We start from the raw sequence: 21,920 nt of genomic DNA on the forward strand, positions 1-21,920 counted from the left end.
TCAGAAGCAGTTGGACAGGGTGGTGGCGAGCAGGTCGAGCAGTCTCCGGTGCTGGTCGGCGTGCTCCGGCCCGAAGGCACCGGGTCGGCCGGCGGCGGCCAGCAGGTCCCGCAGCCCGGCGATCCGCAGCACCCACAGCCACCGGTCGGTAGGCGTCACCACGCAGGTCTCCAGCAGTGACTCGGCCAGCTTGAACGGGCCGGCGGGGTCGGCCCAGTGCTCCTGCGCCTCCTGCGGGGTCATCGCCAGCACGGCGGCAATCGCGGTGAACACCCTGGTGTTCGTCGCGCCGCGGTCCACGGTGGACGCCTCACCGTCGGCCGCGAGGAGCGCCCGACTCAGCGCGACCACGTCCAGGCTGCTCAACTGCCCGGAGTAGAGCAGCCTGAGCAGCGTGTCGTTCCACCCGCGACGCAGGTCGTAGGAGTCCATGTCACCGAGGAACTCGGTGAGGAACCGGGGTGGAACCGGACCGGTAGGCGGAGGATCGGCCATGTGGTCGACGCCCAGGGCGTTGCTGGTCGCCGCCGGCCGCCAACGGTCCAGCACCTCGTCGCCCATGCCGCCGAAGCGCTCGGCCGCGTTCAGCACGACCTGGTACGCGGCCAACTCGCGGTTGTCCGGGTCGGCCACCCGCATGGTATCCAGCGCGGCCTTCACCCCCGGCTCGCGCAGCTCGGTCAGGTGCTCGGCGAGGTAGTCACCGGCGGCGGACCAAGTCGGCTGCGCGAGCCAACCGCCGAGCACCTCCGGTGGGGCCCCGGCCGGCGGTACCGCGATCTCCCCGGCCCGGGCGAAGAGGTCACCGGTCAACTGCTCGGCCTCGACCACCGGCTCGGCGGCGTTCGAGGCGATCATCTGCCAGGCCGAACCGAGGGCGGTGGGCACCCGGACGATCTGCACGACGCCCTGACGGCGCAGAAGCGTGGTCAGCGCGGCCGACCCACCGGTGGTGACGACCACCGGCGGAACCGGACTCGCGGCCAGCACCGACCCGAGCGTGGTCAGGTCGACGGCGTCGCGTGCCGGCTCGCCGTACCGGGACAGCAGGCTGGTCAGCGCCCGCAGCTCGGCGCCACCCCAGGCCGGTTCGGCCCGGGCCGACGAGGCCTGCCCGGCCGGCTGGGGCAGACTCTCACCCCGGATCAGCGTCACCGGCCGGCCGGCCGCCGCCGCGAGGTCGGACACCGAGGTCACCAGCCGCTCGGCCGACGACCACGACTCCGCCGTGCCGATCATGGTGAGCCGCCCGCGCATCCAGGCGGCCTGGCCCGGCTTACGGACGCTGTGGTCGACCGGCTCCGACCTCCAGGCGTCGACCACGCCGGCCACGGTCGGCAGCGCCGCCGCCATGTCCGGCAGCTGGGCGCGGACGACGCCGAGCGTCTGGTCGAGGGTACGGAGCAGGTTCTGGTACATGTCCCCGACAGCGGCCGACGGCAGGTTCCCCTTGCCCAGCAGCGCGCTCTGGAGTTGAGCGGCACCCGTGCGCAAGTTCTCCACCAGGGCCAGCGTGTCGGGGTGCTGGGCCAGCCGCGTCGCCAGGGTGCGGCCGAAGCCCTGGGTGAGGTCGCTGCGGATGCCGGCGGCGACCCGGGCCATCTCGATCCGATCCGCCGGCACCTCGACAACGGCTGGTTCTGCCACCGGGGCCGTCCAGACCATCGCGTCTACGGCCCCGGCCGGGAGGTACGCGCCGTAGCCATCGTCGTGCTGCTCGATGTACAGCGGCGGCGCGTTCTCCGGGCCGAACCCGAAGCCGGCGGACTCCCCCCCTTCGACGACGACCAGGTTGACGCCCAGGGCGTAGCCGACGGCCTGGGCCAGGATGTCCGACCGTAGGGCGGTCCGTAGTTCCGGCTCGGCCAGCATCTGGGCGTAGGTTTCGGCGACCGAGAGGTTCCCTGCGGCTACCCGTCGGACCAGCGCCGCGCCGGCATGGTGGTCCTCGTTCTCCAGTGCGTAGGCGACGAACCGCAGATCCGAATCGGCAAGGATGTGGGCCAAGCTGGCTGGGCGGTTTCGATGCCACAGGTCCCAGGCCCGTTCGATCGCCGCCCCTGTGTCGTCGTCGAGCAGAAGGGAGATCGCCTCCCGCCGCGGGGTGCGCAGCGCGGGCGGGTCGATGGCGCCGTTACGGACCTGGGTCGCCACGTACTGCCACAGGTTCGCGGCGCTGACACCGGCCGGCAGGCGAACGTCCTGTCCCGCTGCCGCCACCAGCACCGACGTGGCCAGCGCGTTCGGTCCGACGGCGACTGCCGCGGCGACCGGACGGGACAGGGTGGATGGCACCTGGATGTCGTCCGGGACATCGGACATCTCGGTGTCCGGATTATCGACCGACGCTGGGCTGGGTCTGTCGACGGACATGTCGTCTGCGACGTTGGCAACCGATGCCTGGGCCCCGGCAGCTCGCCGCACACTGGCGGCGCCGAGCATGGCCAGCGCGCGCAGCTGACGATCCGGGAAGGCGGCGAAGTCCGACACGGCCGTGCCGACCGTCTCGGGGGTGCGCCGGAGCGACAGTTCGGTCGGGCTGCGACTCCAGCCGAGGGCGGCCAAGCGTTGCTGCAGGCCCTCCGGCGTCATCAGGGCGAGCAGCAGGAGCTGCCGGGCACCTTGGTCAAGGCCAACGAGGGCATCCACGCGTACCTGAAGCCGTCCGATACGGACGATGACGCGGGAGACCGTGATGCCGGCGGTCTGGGATATTTGCGACAGATCGTCAAGGAGTTCCCAGTCGGGTCGCTCAGCGTCCAGATCGAGGTCTACCCGAAGCGTCGACGTGCCCTGGCTGTCGTCATAGGTGAATCTGATGCCGGGGCGGTCGCTCAGAGGGAAGCCGCGGTCGAAAAGGTTTTCACGGTCCTCGGCCGGCTGGAGGACCACTGTGACGGTCACGTCGTGGAGCAGCTTCGGAATGGGAAATCTGGGCAGGGTCGTCCGTCCGGTGGCCGCTACTCGGTCGCTGAGGTCCCGGATGGTGTCCAGCAACTCGGCGTCGTTCGGGGACTGCCTGACGATCCGGGCGATCCGCTGTGCGAAGTGCTCCTCGAAAGCGGCCGAGCGCAAGTCATCGAGCAGTTCGCGGGCAGCGGCCGTCGGCTGGTTCAGCGACGCCAGCGTGTGCCCACCCGCCCTGCTCTGGTCGGACAACCTGCGAATCTCCTCGGGCCGAATCTCATACTGCGCCCACAAACCCCGGGCCCAGTTCACCGCATCATGGGCCAGCTGCCGCACCGGCATCCGCTTGACGGCGAGATACGACTTCGACGGATCGTCATCCGGCGGCACCACTGAACGGACGTAGGCGAGGAACAACCGCGGATCCCCCAGATCCTTGACCCCGGACAGCGCAAACGCCTCCTGCGCCGCAGTCAACAGATCCGTCTGGGCACGACCTGTGCTGTAGGCATCCTGCGCCAGATCGGTCGGAATCCGCTCCGCGCTCAGCGCCACCCGAGCCAACAACGCCGGCACCCCCGGATAAGCCAGCGCCCGCCAACCCGCCCGCACTAGAGCATCCGCCACAGCCGTCACCGCCGTGAACCGATCCGTCTCGGTGTTCAACCCCGACAACAGGATCCGCAACTCCTGCGGATCTCCAGGCCACGCCCGCCCGAAGTCCACCGGATCCGTCCGCACCAACGACGACACCATCAACAACCGACCCGCCTGCGTCACCCCCCACTCCGCAGCGGCTCCCCGCACCTCCTCAACCAGCGGCACCCGACCGACAAACAAACTGAAGGCAGTCACCCACTCCTGACTGAGACCCCCCAACGACACACCCACCCGCTGGATGTTGTCCAGCGCCCAGCCACCCGCTGGCTCCTGCTCTTCCCGCTCCGCCCGCAGACCCCCCAAAACACCCAGCCACGATTCCAACTCGAACCACTCACGACCGACCAGATCACCTGCCTCCTGTCCACCCATCCCCAAGACCACCGAATACCACCACCCAACCGCCGCCTGCACGCGACCCACATTTCCAAGATCCCCAAGAGTGAGCCGGAAATCGCTCATCAACGCACCCTGCAAACTCCCTTCCGCGGGGAACCACTCCGCCAACGCATCAAGCTGGTCCAGCACGTAGTCGCTCAATGCCTCCGGGTTCCCCGCGACCTGCCTGTCATCTGCCTCCCACAACGTCAACGCCATCCGCATGAGACGCGCCGGACGAATCCCCGCATCGCGGGCCGCGCCCTCGATACCGACCAGCGCCGTGTCGGTGACGACGTCGTCCCCAAACTCACCCACCGCAGCGGTCACCGCATCGACAAAACCGACCAACCAGCCGGGGTCGGCATCGATGGCTTCGACCAGGGGCTCCGTGTTGACCCCCGTGCGCTGGACCAGTTCCAGCAACTCCGGAACGTTGACGGCCCCCGAACCGACCACGATGGTCTCGGCGTCCTCGACCGCGAGGTCATACCGCTCCCCCCAGAACGAGCCGGCGAGCAACAGGTCGGCATCGCCGGTCTCCAGCCGGACGAACGGCCAGACGCCGTCCTCGTCGTCCGGTTGTAGCACCTGGTCAACGAACGACGCCCACTCGACCGTAGTCGCTCCGTCTTGAACCGGGAAGGTGGCAGGAATTCGTTCGGCCAGGCCGAGTGCCATCTCGAGCAGCTGACCGGTGAACTGCCGGACGAGGATCTTCAGGGATCGGTCCAGGTCCGTTGTGGCGCGCAGCACGCCGTCTACGGCCAGCCGGAGAGCGTCGACGGCCAAGGTGAGGTCGCGAGCCTCCGGCAAGGTCATGGGCAACTCGTCGTCGTTGTCGTCCAGTCTTCGCAGCCGGTCGTTCACAGTGTCCGCCCGGTCGCCGCCGAAATCGGCCAACCGATGAACCTCCAACGCCGCCTGCCCGGCCTCGCGAGCCGCGACCATACGGATCTCCGGCGGCTCGCCTCCCGCGACTTTGCCCGCCCTGTCGGCCGTCTGGTAGGCCTGTTCGAGGACGCTCAGAACGGATGGAGACGAGCCGGTCGAGCGGACGGCTGCCCTAAGCAGCGAGCTGTCACGCCTGACTTTAAAGAGAGCCTGGGCGATCCGCGTCTTATTACCGACTTCGTATTCAAAGGCGGAAAGGTTCAGTTCGGGTAGCTGATGCCGTAGGTAGCGTAGTTCGGTCAGTAGCAGGCCATCGGGGCCGTTGCCGCGGACCCCGGCCCACAACAGCTCTTCGAGCAACCGACCCCTACCGTCGACGCTGAGGAACTGCCGAACCGCAGTGGCCAACTCGTCAGCCGACGGTCGATACCGGGGATCCAGCGACGCCACCCGGCTGAGCAACGGCACCAACGACGCCAACAACGACACGTCGACGCCCAGACCGACAGCAAAGGCGGCCACCTCCGCCGGATCAGCACCACCGGCCAGGTACGCCGTGCGCAACACATCCTCCGCGACCGGCGCCACCCCCGTACGCCCCGCCAACCCCGTCAACTGCTCGACGCCACCATCACCAAGGCCCACCCGCGCCGCCGTCACCGCCACCTGCCCGAACTGCTGGGCAATCTGCTCCCACCGCCGCTCCCACCCCGCCTCGACCGCCACCGGCACCGGCACATCCGGCCACCCGAACACCCAATCGATCACCCGTTCCGGCCGCACCTCCGGCACTGCCGCCGCCACCAACCGCACCGCAAACCGCTGCGCATCCGGATCCCGCGAACCAAACAACTCACCCAGGTGCTGAACAAAGAATCCCAGCCGGGAACTGTTCCGCGCCCACTCACCGATCAACGCCTCATCAAAACCGTGCCGTACCAGACGGTCCCGCACCGCCTCCCCGAACACCCGACCCTGCCGACGCAGGGCCGCCGTTCGCGCCTCACCCCCCACCTCCGGGTCCACCACCTCGACCCGCACACCCGCGACCAACCCCGCCCACCGCGACACCACAAAGAACACATCAAACGGCTCAACACCCCACACCCCGGCCGCCGCCACCACCGACTCCGGGCCACCCAACTCCAACGCCCGCGCCATTTCCGCAAGATTCAGCGAATCCTGCTCCCGACGCGCCCGGATACTCTCCAATGCCAACTCGCCCGGCACCTGCGCCAACAACCCCAACGGCACATCGCTGCTCCACAACCGATGCAACCCCGCCCGCTCAGCAGCGTCCAAACCCAACCCCGACGCCAACCGCACCACATCAGCCAGATCTAACCGATTACGCACCCCCTCTCCCGCCAACGCCTGCACCACACGATCCACCCACGGCCCACCGGGCGGATCCACCAGCACCGAGTCCCCCGCAACCCGCTGCACCACATCCCCCACGCCGGCAACCACCTGCTCCGGATGCAACCCCAGATCACGCGCCACCGCATACACCGGCGCCGACCCCACCACCGGCACCCCACCCAACACCTCCGCCAACCCCACCAACCGCCGCACACCAGAGGCGTCCAAACGCAACCCGGACCTGACCCGATCCAGCGCGACCAGATCCACCACCCCGGCAGCCGCCACCCGCGCAGCAGCCACCTCCGACAACCCCACACCCCGCAACGACTCCACCGACGCCAACCGCACATCGGCATGCACACCACCGGTCAGCGCCCCCACACCCGGCGCCGGCTCCCCCAGCACCGCACCGCCCTGCCCATACGCCTGATCCACCAACAACAGCAGGTCGTGAAACTCCTCCCGCACCGCCGGCACCAACTCCGGCGTCCCCACCACCAACCGCGACCGCATCACATCAAGCTGCCGACCCAGATGACCCAACACCCCAAGGACAGCACCAGCCGCCACATCCCCCACCGCCGCAGCCCGCATCAACCCAGCCCGCAACGACCGCCCCACACCAAAGCCATCAGCCACCACCAACGCCGACACCGCAGCCCGCAACCCGCCCAGGCTCTCCGGCACAAAGTGACCCAGCCCCGAATCCGGCACCGGAACAAACGGCGCCACATACACTTGGAGATTGCCGCCCCCAGCGACACTCTGCCGATCATCGCCATCCGGCGAATCGGGATTCTCAACCCGCACGCCCGGCTCGGCCACCGCGATGGCCGAGTCGCTCACGTACTCCCGAAAACCCCCATCACGCGCCTCCACAAACAACAACGGCCGACCCACCGGACCGGTCGCCACCCCCGCAGAGTCACCCGCACCGACAACCACCAACCTGATATCCAGCGCATGGCTGACGGCCCGGGCCAGCACCTCCGCCGGCACTAAAGTCCGCAGTCGTGAATCGGCCAGCATGGCGCCGTACGTCCGCTCGGCCGACAGCCCATCTGCCATCCGCCGAAGCAGCGCCGCTGCCGAATGGTGGCCCTCGCTCTCCAGCGCGGACGCCAGGAGCCCCGCCTCCAGGAAATCAGGCATCGATGGATGCAACAGATCATTGGCTATCGCTAACGCCTCCTGAGGCTCGCCGTCCAACAGGTCGACGATCGCCTGGGAGAAGGTAGATATCGGCGGCGGCTCAACGACAGCTTGCTGAGTCCGGGTCCTCACGTATTGCCACAGACTGGCGGTGTCGCTGATTCCGGCCGGCAACGGCACGCCCTGCCCCCGACTGGCGGCCATTACCGCCATGGCCAGCCCGTCCGGCCCGGTTGCTACCGCCTTACCGAGCGGCCGCGACAGCGTGACCGGCACGGGCAGACTTTCTCTCGTTGGCGAAGGCTCCGCGGCTCGCCGCAGACGGGCCGCGTGCAGCATCGCCAGCGCGCGCGGCCGCCCGTGCGGGATGACGACGAAATCCGCCGCAGTCGTGCCGGCAGTCTCGGGAGTGCGCCGGAGCCGGCGCTCCGGATCCTCATCCCGGCTCCAACCGAGAACGGCCAGGCGGGGCAGCGGGTCGTCGTCCGTCAGCGCCAGGAACAGGAGCTGTCGAGCACTCCTGTCAAGGTGGATGAAGTCGTCCACCCGCACCATGGTCTGGCCCGCAGTGAGGTCGATGCGGTTGACATCAAGGCCGTCTCCAGCGGCGGCCTCCATCAGCTCGTCAAGCAGCCACCAATCCGGCGATTCGCCGTTGATGGTCATGACCGCCAGCAGGCGATCGTTGTCCGTGGTCACAGTGACGTCGTAATGCATGCCGAGATAGTGGAGATCGGAGACTTCAGCCTCCCCGACCATCCAAAGATCCACCCGTACCTCCATGCTGCCCGGGAACCGCAGCCAGGCCGAGCGAGGCAACGTCGTGCGACCAGCCGCCGTTACCCTGGCGTAGAGGTGCTGGATGTTGTCCAGCAACTGGGCGTCGTCCGAGGATTCTTCGACGATCCGGTTGTACCGTTGTTCGTAGTGCTCGGCGAAGGTGGCGGAGAGCCAGTCGTCGAGAAGGCCGCGGGCGCCGTCTGTCGGCTCGTCCAGGACCGCCAGACTGCGCCCGGTCTGATGACTGCGCTCGTGCAACGCCCAGATCTGCTCCGGCGGAATCTGAAAACGCTCCCGCAAACCCTCAGCCCACGCCACCGCGTCAGCAGCCAATTGCCCGACCGGAATCCGCTCGACTTCGCGGTACGTCTTCGACGACACGTCGGCAGGCTGCCCCACCGAACGCACATACGCGGCAAACAAGCGCGGATCACCCACCGCCGCAATCCCGGACACCTCGAACGCCTGATCCGCCGCCTCCAGCAGATCAACCTGCCCCCGCCCAACAACATCCGCCAACTCCGAAAGATCCGACGGAATCCGCTCAGCCTGCACCGCCACCCGCGCGACCAGCTCCGGCACCCCCGCATAAGCCGGCGCCCGCCAACCCGCCTCACGCAACGCCAGGACAACACCTGACACCGCCGTCAGCAAATCCGCCTCGGTATCCAACACCGACAACAGAGCCCGCAAATCCTCCGACTCACCAGCCCACACCGACGCGAAAGCCTCCGGGGCGGTACGCACCAACGACGACACCATCAACAACCGATCCGACCGCGTCACCCCCCACCGCGCAGCCACCCCCCGCACATCCTCGACCACCGGCACCCGACCCACGGCCAAACTGAAACCCGTCAACCACTCCTCACTCAAACCCCCCAACGACACACCCACCCGCCGCAGGTTCACCACATCCCAACCACCCCCCGGATCCTGCGCCGCACGTTCCGCCCGCAACCCCTCCAATACCCCAAGCCACGACTCCAACCGGAACCATTCACGCCCCAGCACCTCGCCCGCAAGCCGTTCACCCAACCCCAACACCGCCGAATACCACAGCGCCGCCGCCGCCTCCACACGAGCAACAGCCGGAGGTTCAAGATCCCCAAAAGTCAACCGGAAGTCACTCATAAACACGCTTTGCAGGCCTTGCTTCGCCGGGAACCACTCAGTCAACACCGCGAGATTGCGCTGGACGAATGCGGTAGACGTAATCGTGCTCATCGCGATGCGCTCGCCACGCCCCGCCAGCCCCTGCCACATCCGGAGTAGGCGCGCCGGACGGATTTCCAGAATGTGGGCGACGAGCATGATGTTGTGCGTCTGCCATGCGGCGTCGCGCCACTCGTTGACCGCGTCCACCAGGCCGGCCAGGAAGCCAGGATCCCGGGACAGTCCCTCGATCAGTTCAGCGATCGGAAGGCTCCGGCGACGCTCAGCCAACTGCAGCATCATCAGCAGGTCTGGGGCTGCGGCGCGCGCGGCGGCGAACTCGAGTTCGCTGATCGGGCTTCCCAAACGCTCGGCCTGGAGGACGGCGAGCAGAAAGTCGGGGTCACTGGTCGTGTACCGATCCGCAGGCTGGTCGCCGAGTGCGTCCGATGGCAGCGCAGCTTTGATACGAGACGCCCATTCTGCCGCATTCGTCTCACCAGCTTGCTGCAGGATGGCGGCCAGCGTATCGCCCAGGAGCTCGGCTATCTCGAGGAGCTTGTCGGTAAGGAATCGGATCAGAAGCCGTCGAGGCCGGTCCAAGCCCTCCGTGGCCCGCAGCCCGCCGTCCGCGGTCAGCCGAAGAGCATCGATGGCCAGCGTGATGCCCTCCGGCGAGGCCACTGGCAGGTCGTCGCCGTCCGATCGGCTCAGCCGGTGCTTCACGATATCGGCCCGATGATGATTGCCGGGACCGGCCAACTCATGAACTCTGAGAGCCGCCTTTCCAGCCGCAGACGCCTTGGACCAGTTTCCCTCGCCGAGAGCTCTGGACGCCGTATAACCGGCCTCAGAAATAACGGTTTCGACGGAATCGAGGATGCGGTCCACCTTGGTGCGTCGCTGTCGTAGAACTCGCTGCGGGAACGTGCTCCGAGGGAGCGCCCGCCGGATTGGTGGGATCAACCCGATCGCGTCCGAGGTGCGGAAATGAAGCTGATCTTCGTTCCTCCGGCGCGTCTGAGATGGAGTCTCGGCGGACTCTCGCGAGAGGAGGCGTAGTTCGGAGAGGAGGAGGCCGTAGGGTCCGTTGCCCTGGCTACCGATCCACAGCAGCGTTTCGAGTAGCCTGTCGTCGGCGTCGGCGTCGATGTGCAGGAATCGTTGGATGGCCTCGATGAGTTGGTCGTTCGAGAGCCGGTATTGCGGGTCCAGTGCGGCGACCCGGGCCAGCAAAGGCACCAGGGGCGACAGCAACGACACATCGACCCGCAGACCGATCGCGACATCGGCCACGTCCGCCGGATTATCGCGACCAGCCAGATACGCCGTGCGCAACACCTCTTCCGCGTCCGGCACCACACCCGTACGTGCGGCCAGCCCTCTCAGCCGGTCAGTGTCACCTTCACCCAGCCCCACCCGAGCGGCGGTCACCGGTAGCTGAACGGCTCGGTGGGCACGCTGCTCGCGCCTGCGCTCGAATGCCGCCTCGATCGACGCGTGCGGGGGCGCGTCCGGCAGCACCGCGAGTTCATCGATGATGACCCCCGGCCGCGCTGTCGGCAGTGCCGCTCCGATCAGGAGCAAAATGTGGTGGTTGGAGTCGGGGTCCGGCCCGGTGATCAACTCGCGCAGATGTTGGACGAAGAAACCGAGCCGGGCACTGTTGCCCAACCACTCAGAAATCAACGCCTCGTCGAACCCGTGCCCGACCAGACGATCCCGGATCGCCTCGGCGAACAACTCACCCTGCCGACGCACCGCCACCACCCGGGCCTCACCCACCACACCCGGATCCACCACCTCGACCCGCACACCCGCGACCAGCCCCGGCCACCGCGACACCACAAAGAACACATCAAACGGCGCCACACCCAACACCTGCGCCGCCGCCACCACCGCACCCGACCCCGCCAAACCCAACCTCTGCGCCAACTCCGCAGAAGAAAGCGAATACCGCTCCCCACTCGCCCACACACTGCGCAACGCCAACTCACCCGGCACCTGCGCCAACAACGCCAACGGCACACCATCGCCGCGCAACCGATACAACTGCGCCCGCTCAGCAGCGTCCAACCCCAACCCCGACGCCAACCGCACCACATCACTCACATCAACCCGAGAACGCACCCCCTCCCCCGCCAACTCCGCCACCACACGATCAACCCACGCCACCCCCGGCGGATCCACCACCACGCTGTCCCCAGCAACCCGATCCACCACCTCACCCACAGCAGCCACCACCTGCTCCGGATGCAACCCCAGATCACGCGCCACCGCATACACCGGCGCCGACCCCACCACCGGCACCCCACCCAACACCTCCGCCAACCCCACCAACCGCCGCACACCAGAGGCGTCCAAACGCAACCCGGACCTGACCCGATCCAGCGCGACCAGATCCACCACCCCGGCAGCCGCCACCCGCGCAGCAGCCACCTCCGACAACCCCACACCCCGCAACGACTCCACCGACGCCAACCGCACATCGGCATGCACACCACCGGTCAGCGCCCCCACACCCGGCGCCGGCTCCCCCAGCACCGCACCGCCCTGCCCATACGCCTGATCCACCAACAACAGCAGGTCGTGAAACTCCTCCCGCACCGCCGGCACCAACTCCGGCGTGACCACACCCAACCGCGACCACATCAGCTCAACCTGCCGACCCACGTGATCCAACAATCCGAGCGCATCACCGGCCGCCACGTCCCCCACCGCCGCAGCCCGCATCAACCCAGCCCGCAACGACCGCCCCACACCGAAACGACCAGCCACCACGAACGCCGACACCGCAGCCCGCAACCCACCCAGACTCTCCGGCACAGAGTGACCCAGCCCCGAATCCGGCACCGCAACAAACGGCGCCATGTGCACCTGGACATCGCCGCCCCCAACGGCAACGTCCTCAACGCCCGCGCCCGACTCGGCCACCGCGACCATGGCCTCATTCACGTACTCCCCGAAACCGCCATCCCGCGCCTCGACGAACAGCAACGGCGCACCGTCCGGACCGAACCCCACCCCGACGGACTCACCCGCACTAACAACCACGAGCCGGACACCCAGCGACTGACCGACAGCCCTGGCCACCACCTCCACCGGCAACGAAGCCCGCAACGCCGCGTCAGCCAGCATGGCCTCATACATCCGCTCCGCCGACAACCCACCGGCCACCCGCCGCACCAGCGCCGCAGCCGACAGGTGGCCCTCGTTCTCCAGCGCGTGGGCCACGAAGCGGAGTTCGTCCGGACTGGCCATGATGTCGGGCAGCCGCGCAGTATCGGACGGGTGCCGCAGTTCCCAGGCGCGTACGACGGCGGCCCGGACACGCTCGTCGAGCAGGTAGCCGATCGCCGCTGCGGTGGAGATGCGCATCGCCGACGCCGTGCCGGCACCGACCCAAACATCCGTCGCCACGTACTGCCACAGGACCTCAGGATCGCGGACCTCGGCAGACAGCCGCACCTGCTGCCCATCCGCGGCCCTCATGATCGCGATGGCCAGTGCGTCCGGCCCGGTGGCGATCGCGGTACCGATCGGCCGGTTCAGATTGGCCGGCACCGGGATGATGTCGGTGACCGAGGACGGCCTGTCCTGCTCCTCGACCTGGAGGGGACTCGAACGCCCGATCGCCCCCGTTCCAGACTCGGAGAACGTCTCACCGCCGTCGGACCATGTCTCAGGCGCCGCGTCCTGCCACCGGACGCTCTCCTGAATCAGCGCCTGCACGGTCTGACGTTCCCGCCGGGGTCGCTCCGCGACGAGCATGGCTAGCGCGCGTAGTGGACCGGCGGGGAAGACCGCGAACTGCTCGGTGGTCGTACCGGCGGGTTCCGGGGTCAAGTCGAACTCTGGGATCGAGTCGGATTCTCGCTCCGGGTACGCGACCCGACTCCAGCCGAGAACGCGCAGCCTTTCGTCGGGGGCTCCCGGCATGGTCAGGGCCAGGAGTAGGAGCTCTCGGGCCCCCGGGTCACCGACGAGAAGGGGGAGGTTTAGAAAGAATCCCTCACCACCGCGTACCTCGACGGAGACGAGTCTGACGCGGAATTGGGCGGCCACCTGCAGCAATTCGCCGAGGAGTGACCACCTCGGCTCAAGGCCGGGCATGTCGAGGGCGATGTGGACGTAATCCTGGGCGTTGACCTGCGTGGCTGTTACCTCGACGTCGGTGCGACCGCCGACGAGCGCGGAGAGCTGGCCACGGGCGGCGGGACCACCGTGATCCACAATAAGTGCTATTGCCACCCGCGCGTCGGCCGGCAGCGTCGGCCGGGGAAGGCCGGGCGTCGCCGACCGGCCGGCCATCGCCACCCGGTAGCCGAGATCTCGGACGCCGGCCAGCAGCGCGGCGTCGTCGTCCCGGAACCTCTCGGCAAGGTCCAGTAGTCGTTTCTGGAAGTAGTCCGGAAAGGCGGCCGCGCGCCAGTCGTCGAGCATCCCTCGGGCGTAGTCGGTGGGCTCGTCCAGCAGGCTCAAATCGTGGCCGGTCTGAATGCTCCGTCGGGCCAGCGGCGGGATCTCCTCGGGTGCGATCTGATACTGCTGCCTCAGCCAGTCGGACCAGGCAAGCGCGTCCTCGGCGAGCTGGCCGACCGCGGACTGCCCCGCCTGGTTGCGAACTTCCTTGGCGGACGCGCCGTGCGATGACGGGGCCGAATTGAGGTATGTGGCGAGGAAACGCGGGTCGCCGAGGGCAGGATTAGATGATCGGGCGAACGTCTCCACGGCGGCGCTGATCAGCTCGGTTATGGTGTGATCGGTTCTGATCAGCGATGAGAGATTTTCCGGCATCCGCTGGCTGTTGGTGGCGACCAGGGCAAGCTGGGCCGGAACCGACGCGTAGGCTGGCGGGTGCCAGCCGTGCTCCGTCAGCTCGTTGACCACCCGAGTCACCGCGGTGAGGCGGTCCGGCTCGGTGTCGAGAACGGACAGTCGCTCGCGCAGGTCGTCCGGGTCACCGGGCCACGCCAGGGCCAAGTCCTGAGGGTCGGTCCGCAACATTGCCGAAACCATGAAGAGCCGGCCGACGTTCTCCACCGCCCACTCGTCGGCGATCGCCTCCACATTGCTCGGCACACGGTCGACGTGCAGACTGAATGTGATGATCCATTGCTTGCTGAGATGGCCGAGGAGCGCGCTGACGTTGCGGATGTTCTCCAGGTCCCACCCGCCGGCCGGGTCCCGCTCGGCCCGCTCGGCCCGCAGGTCATCAAGAATACCGAGCCAGATATCGAGATTGAACCAAGGTCGCCCCTCGAGGAGCGCCGCCTCCGGCCCGCTCAATCCGAGCACCGCGGCACGCCACTGCCGGGCTGCTGCGGCGACCCGGTCCGGATCGTCGAGATCGCCGAAGGTCAGGCCGAGATCGCTCATGAAGACGAACGGATGTCTCGTGGCGACGCGGAACAGCTCGATCACAGGTTTTGTTTGCTCGCGGAGATACGCGAGCACGTCCTCATCGGTGCGCAGGCGTTCATCACCCGACTTCCACAGCGGTCGCAATAGCCGGATCAGCCGGGCCGGACGAATTCCGGTCTTTAGGGCGACCGTCGCGACCGCCCGCTGCGCGGCCGCGTTCAACGTGTTACTGCCGAGGTCGTCCACCGCCTCGGCCTTCGCCTCGGCGTAACCGGACAGCCAGCCGCCGTCCGCTTTGAGCTTGTCGAACAGGCGCGAAGGTGCGATGCCGATAACCCGGGACAGCTCCGGCACCTCGGCGAGGTCTATCGGCTCGGGGCGCCTGAGGGCCTGCCTGACCTCGAATTCCGGGATCCTGAGGTGACGAGCCCAGTACGGCGCAAGCAGCAGGTCGGGGTCGGCTCTCACGCTTCGCTCGAACGGCCGGCTGCCGTGCTCGTCCGGTAGCAGCTGGGCTTCGACGAAGGACGCCCACTCGGCCGCGGTGGCTCCGTCCTGCGTCCGGAAGTGCGCGGCCAGCATGTGAGCCAGACCGCTGGCGATCTCGCCAAGCTGCTCGACGATCTCCCGGGCCAGGATCTTCAGCGGTGCGGCCAGGCTCTCCGTGGCCCGCAGCAGGCCGTCTCCGGCCAGTCGGGCGGCGTCGATGACCAGCGCGAACGCGCGGCCTATCGGCGAGCTCGCTGGCACATCTCTGTCGTTCAGGTGGCGCAGCCGGTCGGCCACAGTATCTGCCCGCTCGCTGCCGAAGTCTGCGATGCGATGGACGTCCAGGGCTGCCGTTCCCGCAGTCTCCGCCGCCTCGATCTCGGAGCGGTGGTCGTCGTTGAGCGCGAGATCGCTGCTTGCGCTGGCCAGACGCTGGATCGCGTCGAGTATCTCCCGGACCGGGCTGTCCGGCGGGAGAGCGCGGTTCATCGCTGTGGCCGCCACCGTGATCGGGCCTTCACTATTGCGCACCCGTAGCAGGTTCTGCCGCAGATGGCCGGACATGAAGGTCAGGTGGTCGCTGCTGCGGCCTGCCAGGTGGCGTAGCTCGGACAGCAGCAGTGGGCCGTCGGGTCCGTCGCCCCGGACGGCGGCCCACAGCAGCGTCTCCAGCAACCGGTCGTCCGTGGTGACATCCAGAAACTCTTGGATGGCCTCGACCAGCTTGTCGGTCCCTGGCCGGTCTTGCGGGTCGAGCGATGGCACCCGGGCCAGCAACGGCACCAGTGGCGACAGCAACGAGACGTCGACCCGCAGACCGATCGCCAGATCGGCGACATCCGCCGGATCAGCACCACCGGCCAGATACGCCAGACGCAACACCTCCTGCGCGTCCGGCGCCACACCCGTATGCTCGGCCAACCCCCGCAACCGGTCAGCGCCGTCCTCGGCGAGCCGCACCTGAGCGGCGGTCACCGGCATCTGATCGGCTCGGTGGGCACGCTGCTCGCGCCTGCGCTCGAATGCCGCCTCGATCGACGCGTGCGGGGGCGCGTCCGGCAGCACCGCGAGTTCATCGATGATGACCCCCGGCCGCGCTGTCGGCAGTGCCGCTCCGATCAGGAGCAAAATGTGGTGGTTGGAGTCGGGGTCCGGCCCGGTGATCAACTCGCGCAGATGTTGGACGAAGAAACCGAGCCGGGCACTGTTGCCCAACCACTCAGAAATCAACGCCTCGTCGAACCCGTGCCCGACCAGACGATCCCGGATCGCCTCGGCGAACAACTCACCCTGCCGACGCACCGCCACCACCCGGGCCTCACCCACCACACCCGGATCCACCACCTCGACCCGCACACCCGCGACCAGCCCCGGCCACCGCGACACCACAAAGAACACATCAAACGGCGCCACACCCAACACCTGCGCCGCCGCCACCACCGCACCCGACCCCGCCAAACCCAACCTCTGCGCCAACTCCGCAGAAGAAAGCGAATACCGCTCCCCACTCGCCCACACACTGCGCAACGCCAACTCACCCGGCACCTGCGCCAACAACGCCAACGGCACACCATCGCCGCGCAACCGATACAACTGCGCCCGCTCAGCAGCGTCCAACCCCAACCCCGACGCCAACCGCACCACATCACTCACATCAACCCGAGAACGCACCCCCTCCCCCGCCAACTCCGCCACCACACGATCAACCCACGCCACCCCCGGCGGATCCACCACCACGCTGTCCCCAGCAACCCGATCCACCACCTCACCCACAGCAGCCACCACCTGCTCCGGATGCAACCCCAGATCACGCGCCACCGCATACACCGGCGCCGACCCCACCACCGGCACCCCACCCAACACCTCCGCCAACCCCACCAACCGCCGCACACCACGCACATCCAAAGCCAGATCCAACCTGGATCTGACCTGGTTCACCCCAACCCGATCCACCACCCCCGCAGCCGCGACCCGCCCCGCAGCCACCTCCGACAACCCCACAGCGCGCAACCACTCCACCGACGCCGGCTCCGCATCGGCATGCACACCACCGGTCAACACCGCCACACCCGGCGCCGGCTCCCCCAGCACCGCACCGCCCTGCCCATACGCCTGATCCACCAACAACAGCAGGTCGTGAAACTCCTCCCGCACCGCCGGCACCAACTCCGGCGTGACCACACCCAACCGCGACCACATCAGCTCAACCTGCCGACCCACGTGATCCAACAATCCGAGCGCATCACCGGCCGCCACGTCCCCCACCGCCGCAGCCCGCATCAACCCAGCCCGCAACGACCGCCCCACACCGAAACGACCAGCCACCACCAACGCCGACACCGCAGCCCGCAACCCACCCAGACTCTCCGGAACCAATCCACTGAACTCCACGGCCGGCACCGGAACCGACGGCGCCATATGCACCTGGAGAGGTGGCAGCGGCCGTGGTGCCATCGCCTGGAACACGCCCGGAGCGCCGGCCGGGCCTTCGGCGATGACCAGCGTCCGAGGCTGGTTGGGCCGCGACTGCCGGAGGTAGCGGCCGTCAGCGGAGAGGACCAGCAGGTTGACGTCGAGGACGGTGCTGACCACCTTTTCGACGAGCTCCGGCGGAAGCAGGCGGCGCAGTCCCGGCCGGATGAGGGCGTGAGCGACCAGGTCGACGACGCCGAACGGCCCGGTCGCGGCGATGACGGCGAGCAGTCCGGCTAGTTCCGGGTCCGCCACCAACGCCCTGTTCCGCATGTCCCTGAAAAAGCCGTCAGTACGGGCGTTGAACGCGGCTATCAGTGCCCTACGGGTAGCAGCCATGTTGGCCAAAGGCCCGTCGGAGACCTGGTCCGTCACCCGCGCCAGATCTCTCACAGTGTCGTCGTCGAGCATCCCGACATACAGCGCGCCGGCATCCTCGTCCCGTAGCAGACCGCCGAACCCCACCCGCCGGATCGTCATCTGATCGGCGACGTGAGCCATCAGCATGGCTGCACTGGTCATCCCTACCGGCAGCGAGCGGTTCTGCAGGTGGGCGCTCTCCACGATCGCCTCGGCGAGTTCGCCGCCGGTCGTCGTCGGCGTGGGGTGCCAGCTCGCCTGCCGGACCCACCAGGGCGCCGGTGGTCGCAGCCGATGAGCGGTCATCGTCGCGGCCAGCATGGCGACCATGCGGGTTTCGGGGTTTGCAAAGGCGGCGAAGTGAGCCGGCGAGGGTTCGAAAGCGCCGGTCGGCGCCGGCAACCGCATCGTCCGGTGCCCGGTATAGACCGGTTCCCGGCCGAGGGCCCGCAGGGCTTCGGTGCGCCCGTCCCACGCCGAACCGACGGCCAGTAACAGGGCCATCAACTCGGTGAGCGACAGGTCCCCGAACCCTTCGACGACGGCCATGCGGTCACGACGACGGGTCCCGCGGGACCTGACGGTTATCAGTGCGTCGCCGCGCACGTCGGCCGACTCCAGGTGTTCCAGGGCCTCGTTGAGCGGACCCCAGCCTTCGCCTAGGTCGATGGTCATCGTGTACCGACCGGGCGTGGTCGCGACAGAGAATCGGACGTGGCTGGAGCCCAGGAAAACCTCACTGAGTTGTACGCCACGCTCCGTGGTCAGCGGAACGTCCACCCTGGTCCTTGCGGGCGGGCGCTCGCTGACAACAGGATCAACGACGTGCCGGGCCAGTGTCATCGCGTCGAATATCGACCGCACCCAGGTGAGCTGCGTGTGGTTGTCAGTCCACAGGTTCTTGTCGAGCTCCCGTGACAGGGCCTGGGATGAGCTGCCGTACTGCCGGCCGTCTGCCAGGACGGAGGCTTCCCGCCCGTCGATGGCGTTCTCGATGGTGCCGAGACTCCGATTGATGAGTCGCAGGCGATTGTGGATGAACTCGATCCTGTTCAGCGGGATACCGAACCCGCCGAGCCGCCCTGCCCACGTGCTGAAGGCCGCAGCGATCTGCTCCGGGGTGTCACCGGGTGTCCGCACCGACGGCACCGATTCGATGAACACGACGATCGCGCCTGGCAATCCCCGTCGACCTTGCTCCAGCTCCTCTCGCAGCAGACCATTGGCCAAGCGCGCGGTGAGAACGAGCGCGGATGGGGACAGCTGGGCCCGCTCGGCCAGGGAGGCAATGTCGGCCGGACGACCGGCGCCGCGCCTGGAGAGCACGAGGGAGTCACCCAGCCACCGGCGCGGCGCGAGTGCGCTCCGCGTCACCAGCGCGGCGGCGCGCTGCACGGCCGCCGTTCGGCTGCTCGTCACATCATTGAGGGCAGCACGGACATCCACCCGGCGCAGCTCGGCGGCCAGTTCCCGGTGGTCGACCTGGAGCTGCGCCGCCAGCAGGAGCAACCGCGGCGGGTCCCAGATGCCGTTCGTCGCGGCGAATTCACCGAGTTGGGATGGCAGCTCGCCGATCAGGACGCTGTGGCCACGCAGCACGAACTCACTGATGCCGAGCCGGAGGGCCAGCTGGCGGATGTTGACGATGCTCCAGCCGGCGGTCGGTTCCTGGCGTTCGTGATAGGCGCGCAGGGATTCGATCAACTCCGCCCAGTCGAGCTGTGCCGTCTCGCTGGAGAGATACCTCCTGTTCTGGTCGGCGCTGACCCCGAACCCGATGGCGGTCCACTGATCGCCGGCCTTGCGAAGGTCGGCATGCTCCACTTCCCAGACCGTTATTCCGTTGTCGGCCAGGAACGTGAGCCGCGCGGACCGGCGGGCGTAGCTCAGCGGGAGTTGGTCCAGAGCGGTTGTGATCCTTTGGAACATGCCCGCGATGCCGAACTCGGTGTTTCTGAGTTCGGGCGCTACCCGGACCAGTAGGAGCGGATCTGCCAGCACACCCAGCGAAGCCGCCAGAGCGTTGATCGCGCGAACACGCTGCGGAGCAAAGTCATGCTCGACAACAAAGCGCAAGAACTGGGAGTAACCAAGGGCAGCTCCGTTGACGTCGTCGAGCAGAGCCTCCGGACGGCCGTACTCGGGCACGTCGTTCAGCTCGAGTCGGCGGACCCACCAGCGGGCCAGCACCAGCCGCGCCTCGGCTACCGCATCGCCGTCGGCCGCGGCCGGCCCGAGCACCGACACCGCCTGGCGGTCCCAGTCACGCAGATCCAGACCCTGGCGCGCGTGCTGCAACGCGGACAGCGCCTCGACCAGTGCCGTGGCCAACCGTTCGACGTCGTCGGCGACCCAGTTCGCGCGCGCCCGTACCTGGTAGTCGTCGCCGTCCGTTGGCCTCAGCGCCTGGGCCACAACGCGCAGCTCGGAGTGGACCGTGGTGACCTCGTCGTCATTCCATGACCCGCCGCCCAGCGTCCGCATCATGGCGTTGGCAACCAGGCGGGCGTTTTGCGCGAGGTCGACCACGGCGTTCGCTTGCCACCCCTGATACCTCATTCGGTTCTCGGAGATGTTGCCGATCAGGACAACAACACGTTGATAGCGCTCATGGAAGCGTTGGAGCCATTCGTCGTGGAACTCGTGCCTCGCCAACTTGTGCATCTGCACGAGCGAGTAGCCGGCCAGGCCACGGCCGCGCGCGAACCGGCGGATGAATTCGCCAGGCTCATCGCTATCGAGGAAGGACCTGATCGCGTTGGCCAAATCGGCGGGGTTGGCGCGGTGCTCGCCCGACATGGCCTCGTTGAGGCGGAACACCTCACGGAACGCGCCCAGTTCCTCCGGCCGTACGCCGAGCGTGTCGGCCACCTCGACGACGGCCTGTCGGCTCTCGCCGGACAGGCCGAGTAGGTACATCGTGCGCTCCAGCCCGTCGGCCGGCGTGTCGCTGGAGGCGGGCACATCCACGTCGCGGTAAGCGGGTGGGGCCTCCTCCGGGGTCCGCAGGGTGGGCACCAGCCAGTCCAGCGTCTCCATCAGGTCGCCCGGCTGCACGTCGCCCAACAGATCCGAGAGGTGCGGTCCGATTCTCCCCCGCGACGACGCCGAAGCCAGCAGCTCGTGTACGTCGAACCCGAGCACCACGCTGGCGCGCAACCACATCCGCGGATTCTCGATGCCCGCGCCGGCCAGGTTGTCGAGCACGCGATCGGCGAACTCCCTGCCTGCCCTGTCGGCGTGCTGCTCGGCGACCGACGTCGGAAGCATCCAACCGTCGATCAGATATGCCAGATCGCCGGACCGCACCCCCAACGCGACCGCCGCGGCCCGCACCGCCTCCTCGCCGGGCAGGAGGAGCTGTTCGGCCAGTTGGGAGGGCCCCATCGACAGGCGCCGCTCGTGGTTGCGAACGGTTCGCTCGACCAGGTCGTCCTGGACGAGATTGAGCAGGACCGCCGGCACGTCACGGGCTTGTAGATCGCCCAGCATCGACCGGACGTCGGCCGGGTCCCTCGGCTGCAATCGCGCGGTCAGCCTGATCACCGCGGACAGGTCCGCGTCGGTACGGACGCCGGCGCCGGCGAGACGGTCGCGCAGGCCGGGCACGACGGCGTCGCGGTCCAGCCCGGGCAGGAGGTCGCCGACGCCGGCGGCGATGATCTCGGGGCTGAGGGCGAGATCGCGAGTCGCCGCGTACAGCGCCTCCGGACCTGGCAGTCCGAGACGCGCGGTCTGCACGGTGAGCTGCCGCGCCAGGTCCACCCGATCGAGGCCGAACACCCGGGCTAGCACCGTGAACTGTTCGACACCGGGCCGGTCGAGCGCCAGGTCGAACGCGACCCACCGGGCCGATGCCTCGGGTACGCCATCGTCGACGAGCCATCGGTACGCCTCGGCGGTCCGTGCCAGATCGGCCACCGGATGGCTGCGGACGCCGACCG

The 21,920-nt window shown here is 68.2% G+C and carries 1 protein-coding gene (cut by a window edge); it reads right to left on the reverse strand.

Going from position 1 to position 21,920, the window contains the following annotated elements:
• Positions 1-21,920: the 3' portion of a hypothetical protein gene (locus tag O7617_RS00185; RefSeq protein ID WP_282260680.1), read on the reverse strand. It continues 13,465 nt past the right edge of the window; 21,920 of the gene's 35,385 nt are visible here — the last part of the coding sequence; the start codon falls outside the window, past its right edge; the stop codon is at positions 1-3.

It is taken from the genome of Micromonospora sp. WMMD1155 (assembly GCF_029581275.1).
In the GTDB taxonomy this organism is placed as follows: domain Bacteria; phylum Actinomycetota; class Actinomycetes; order Mycobacteriales; family Micromonosporaceae; genus Micromonospora.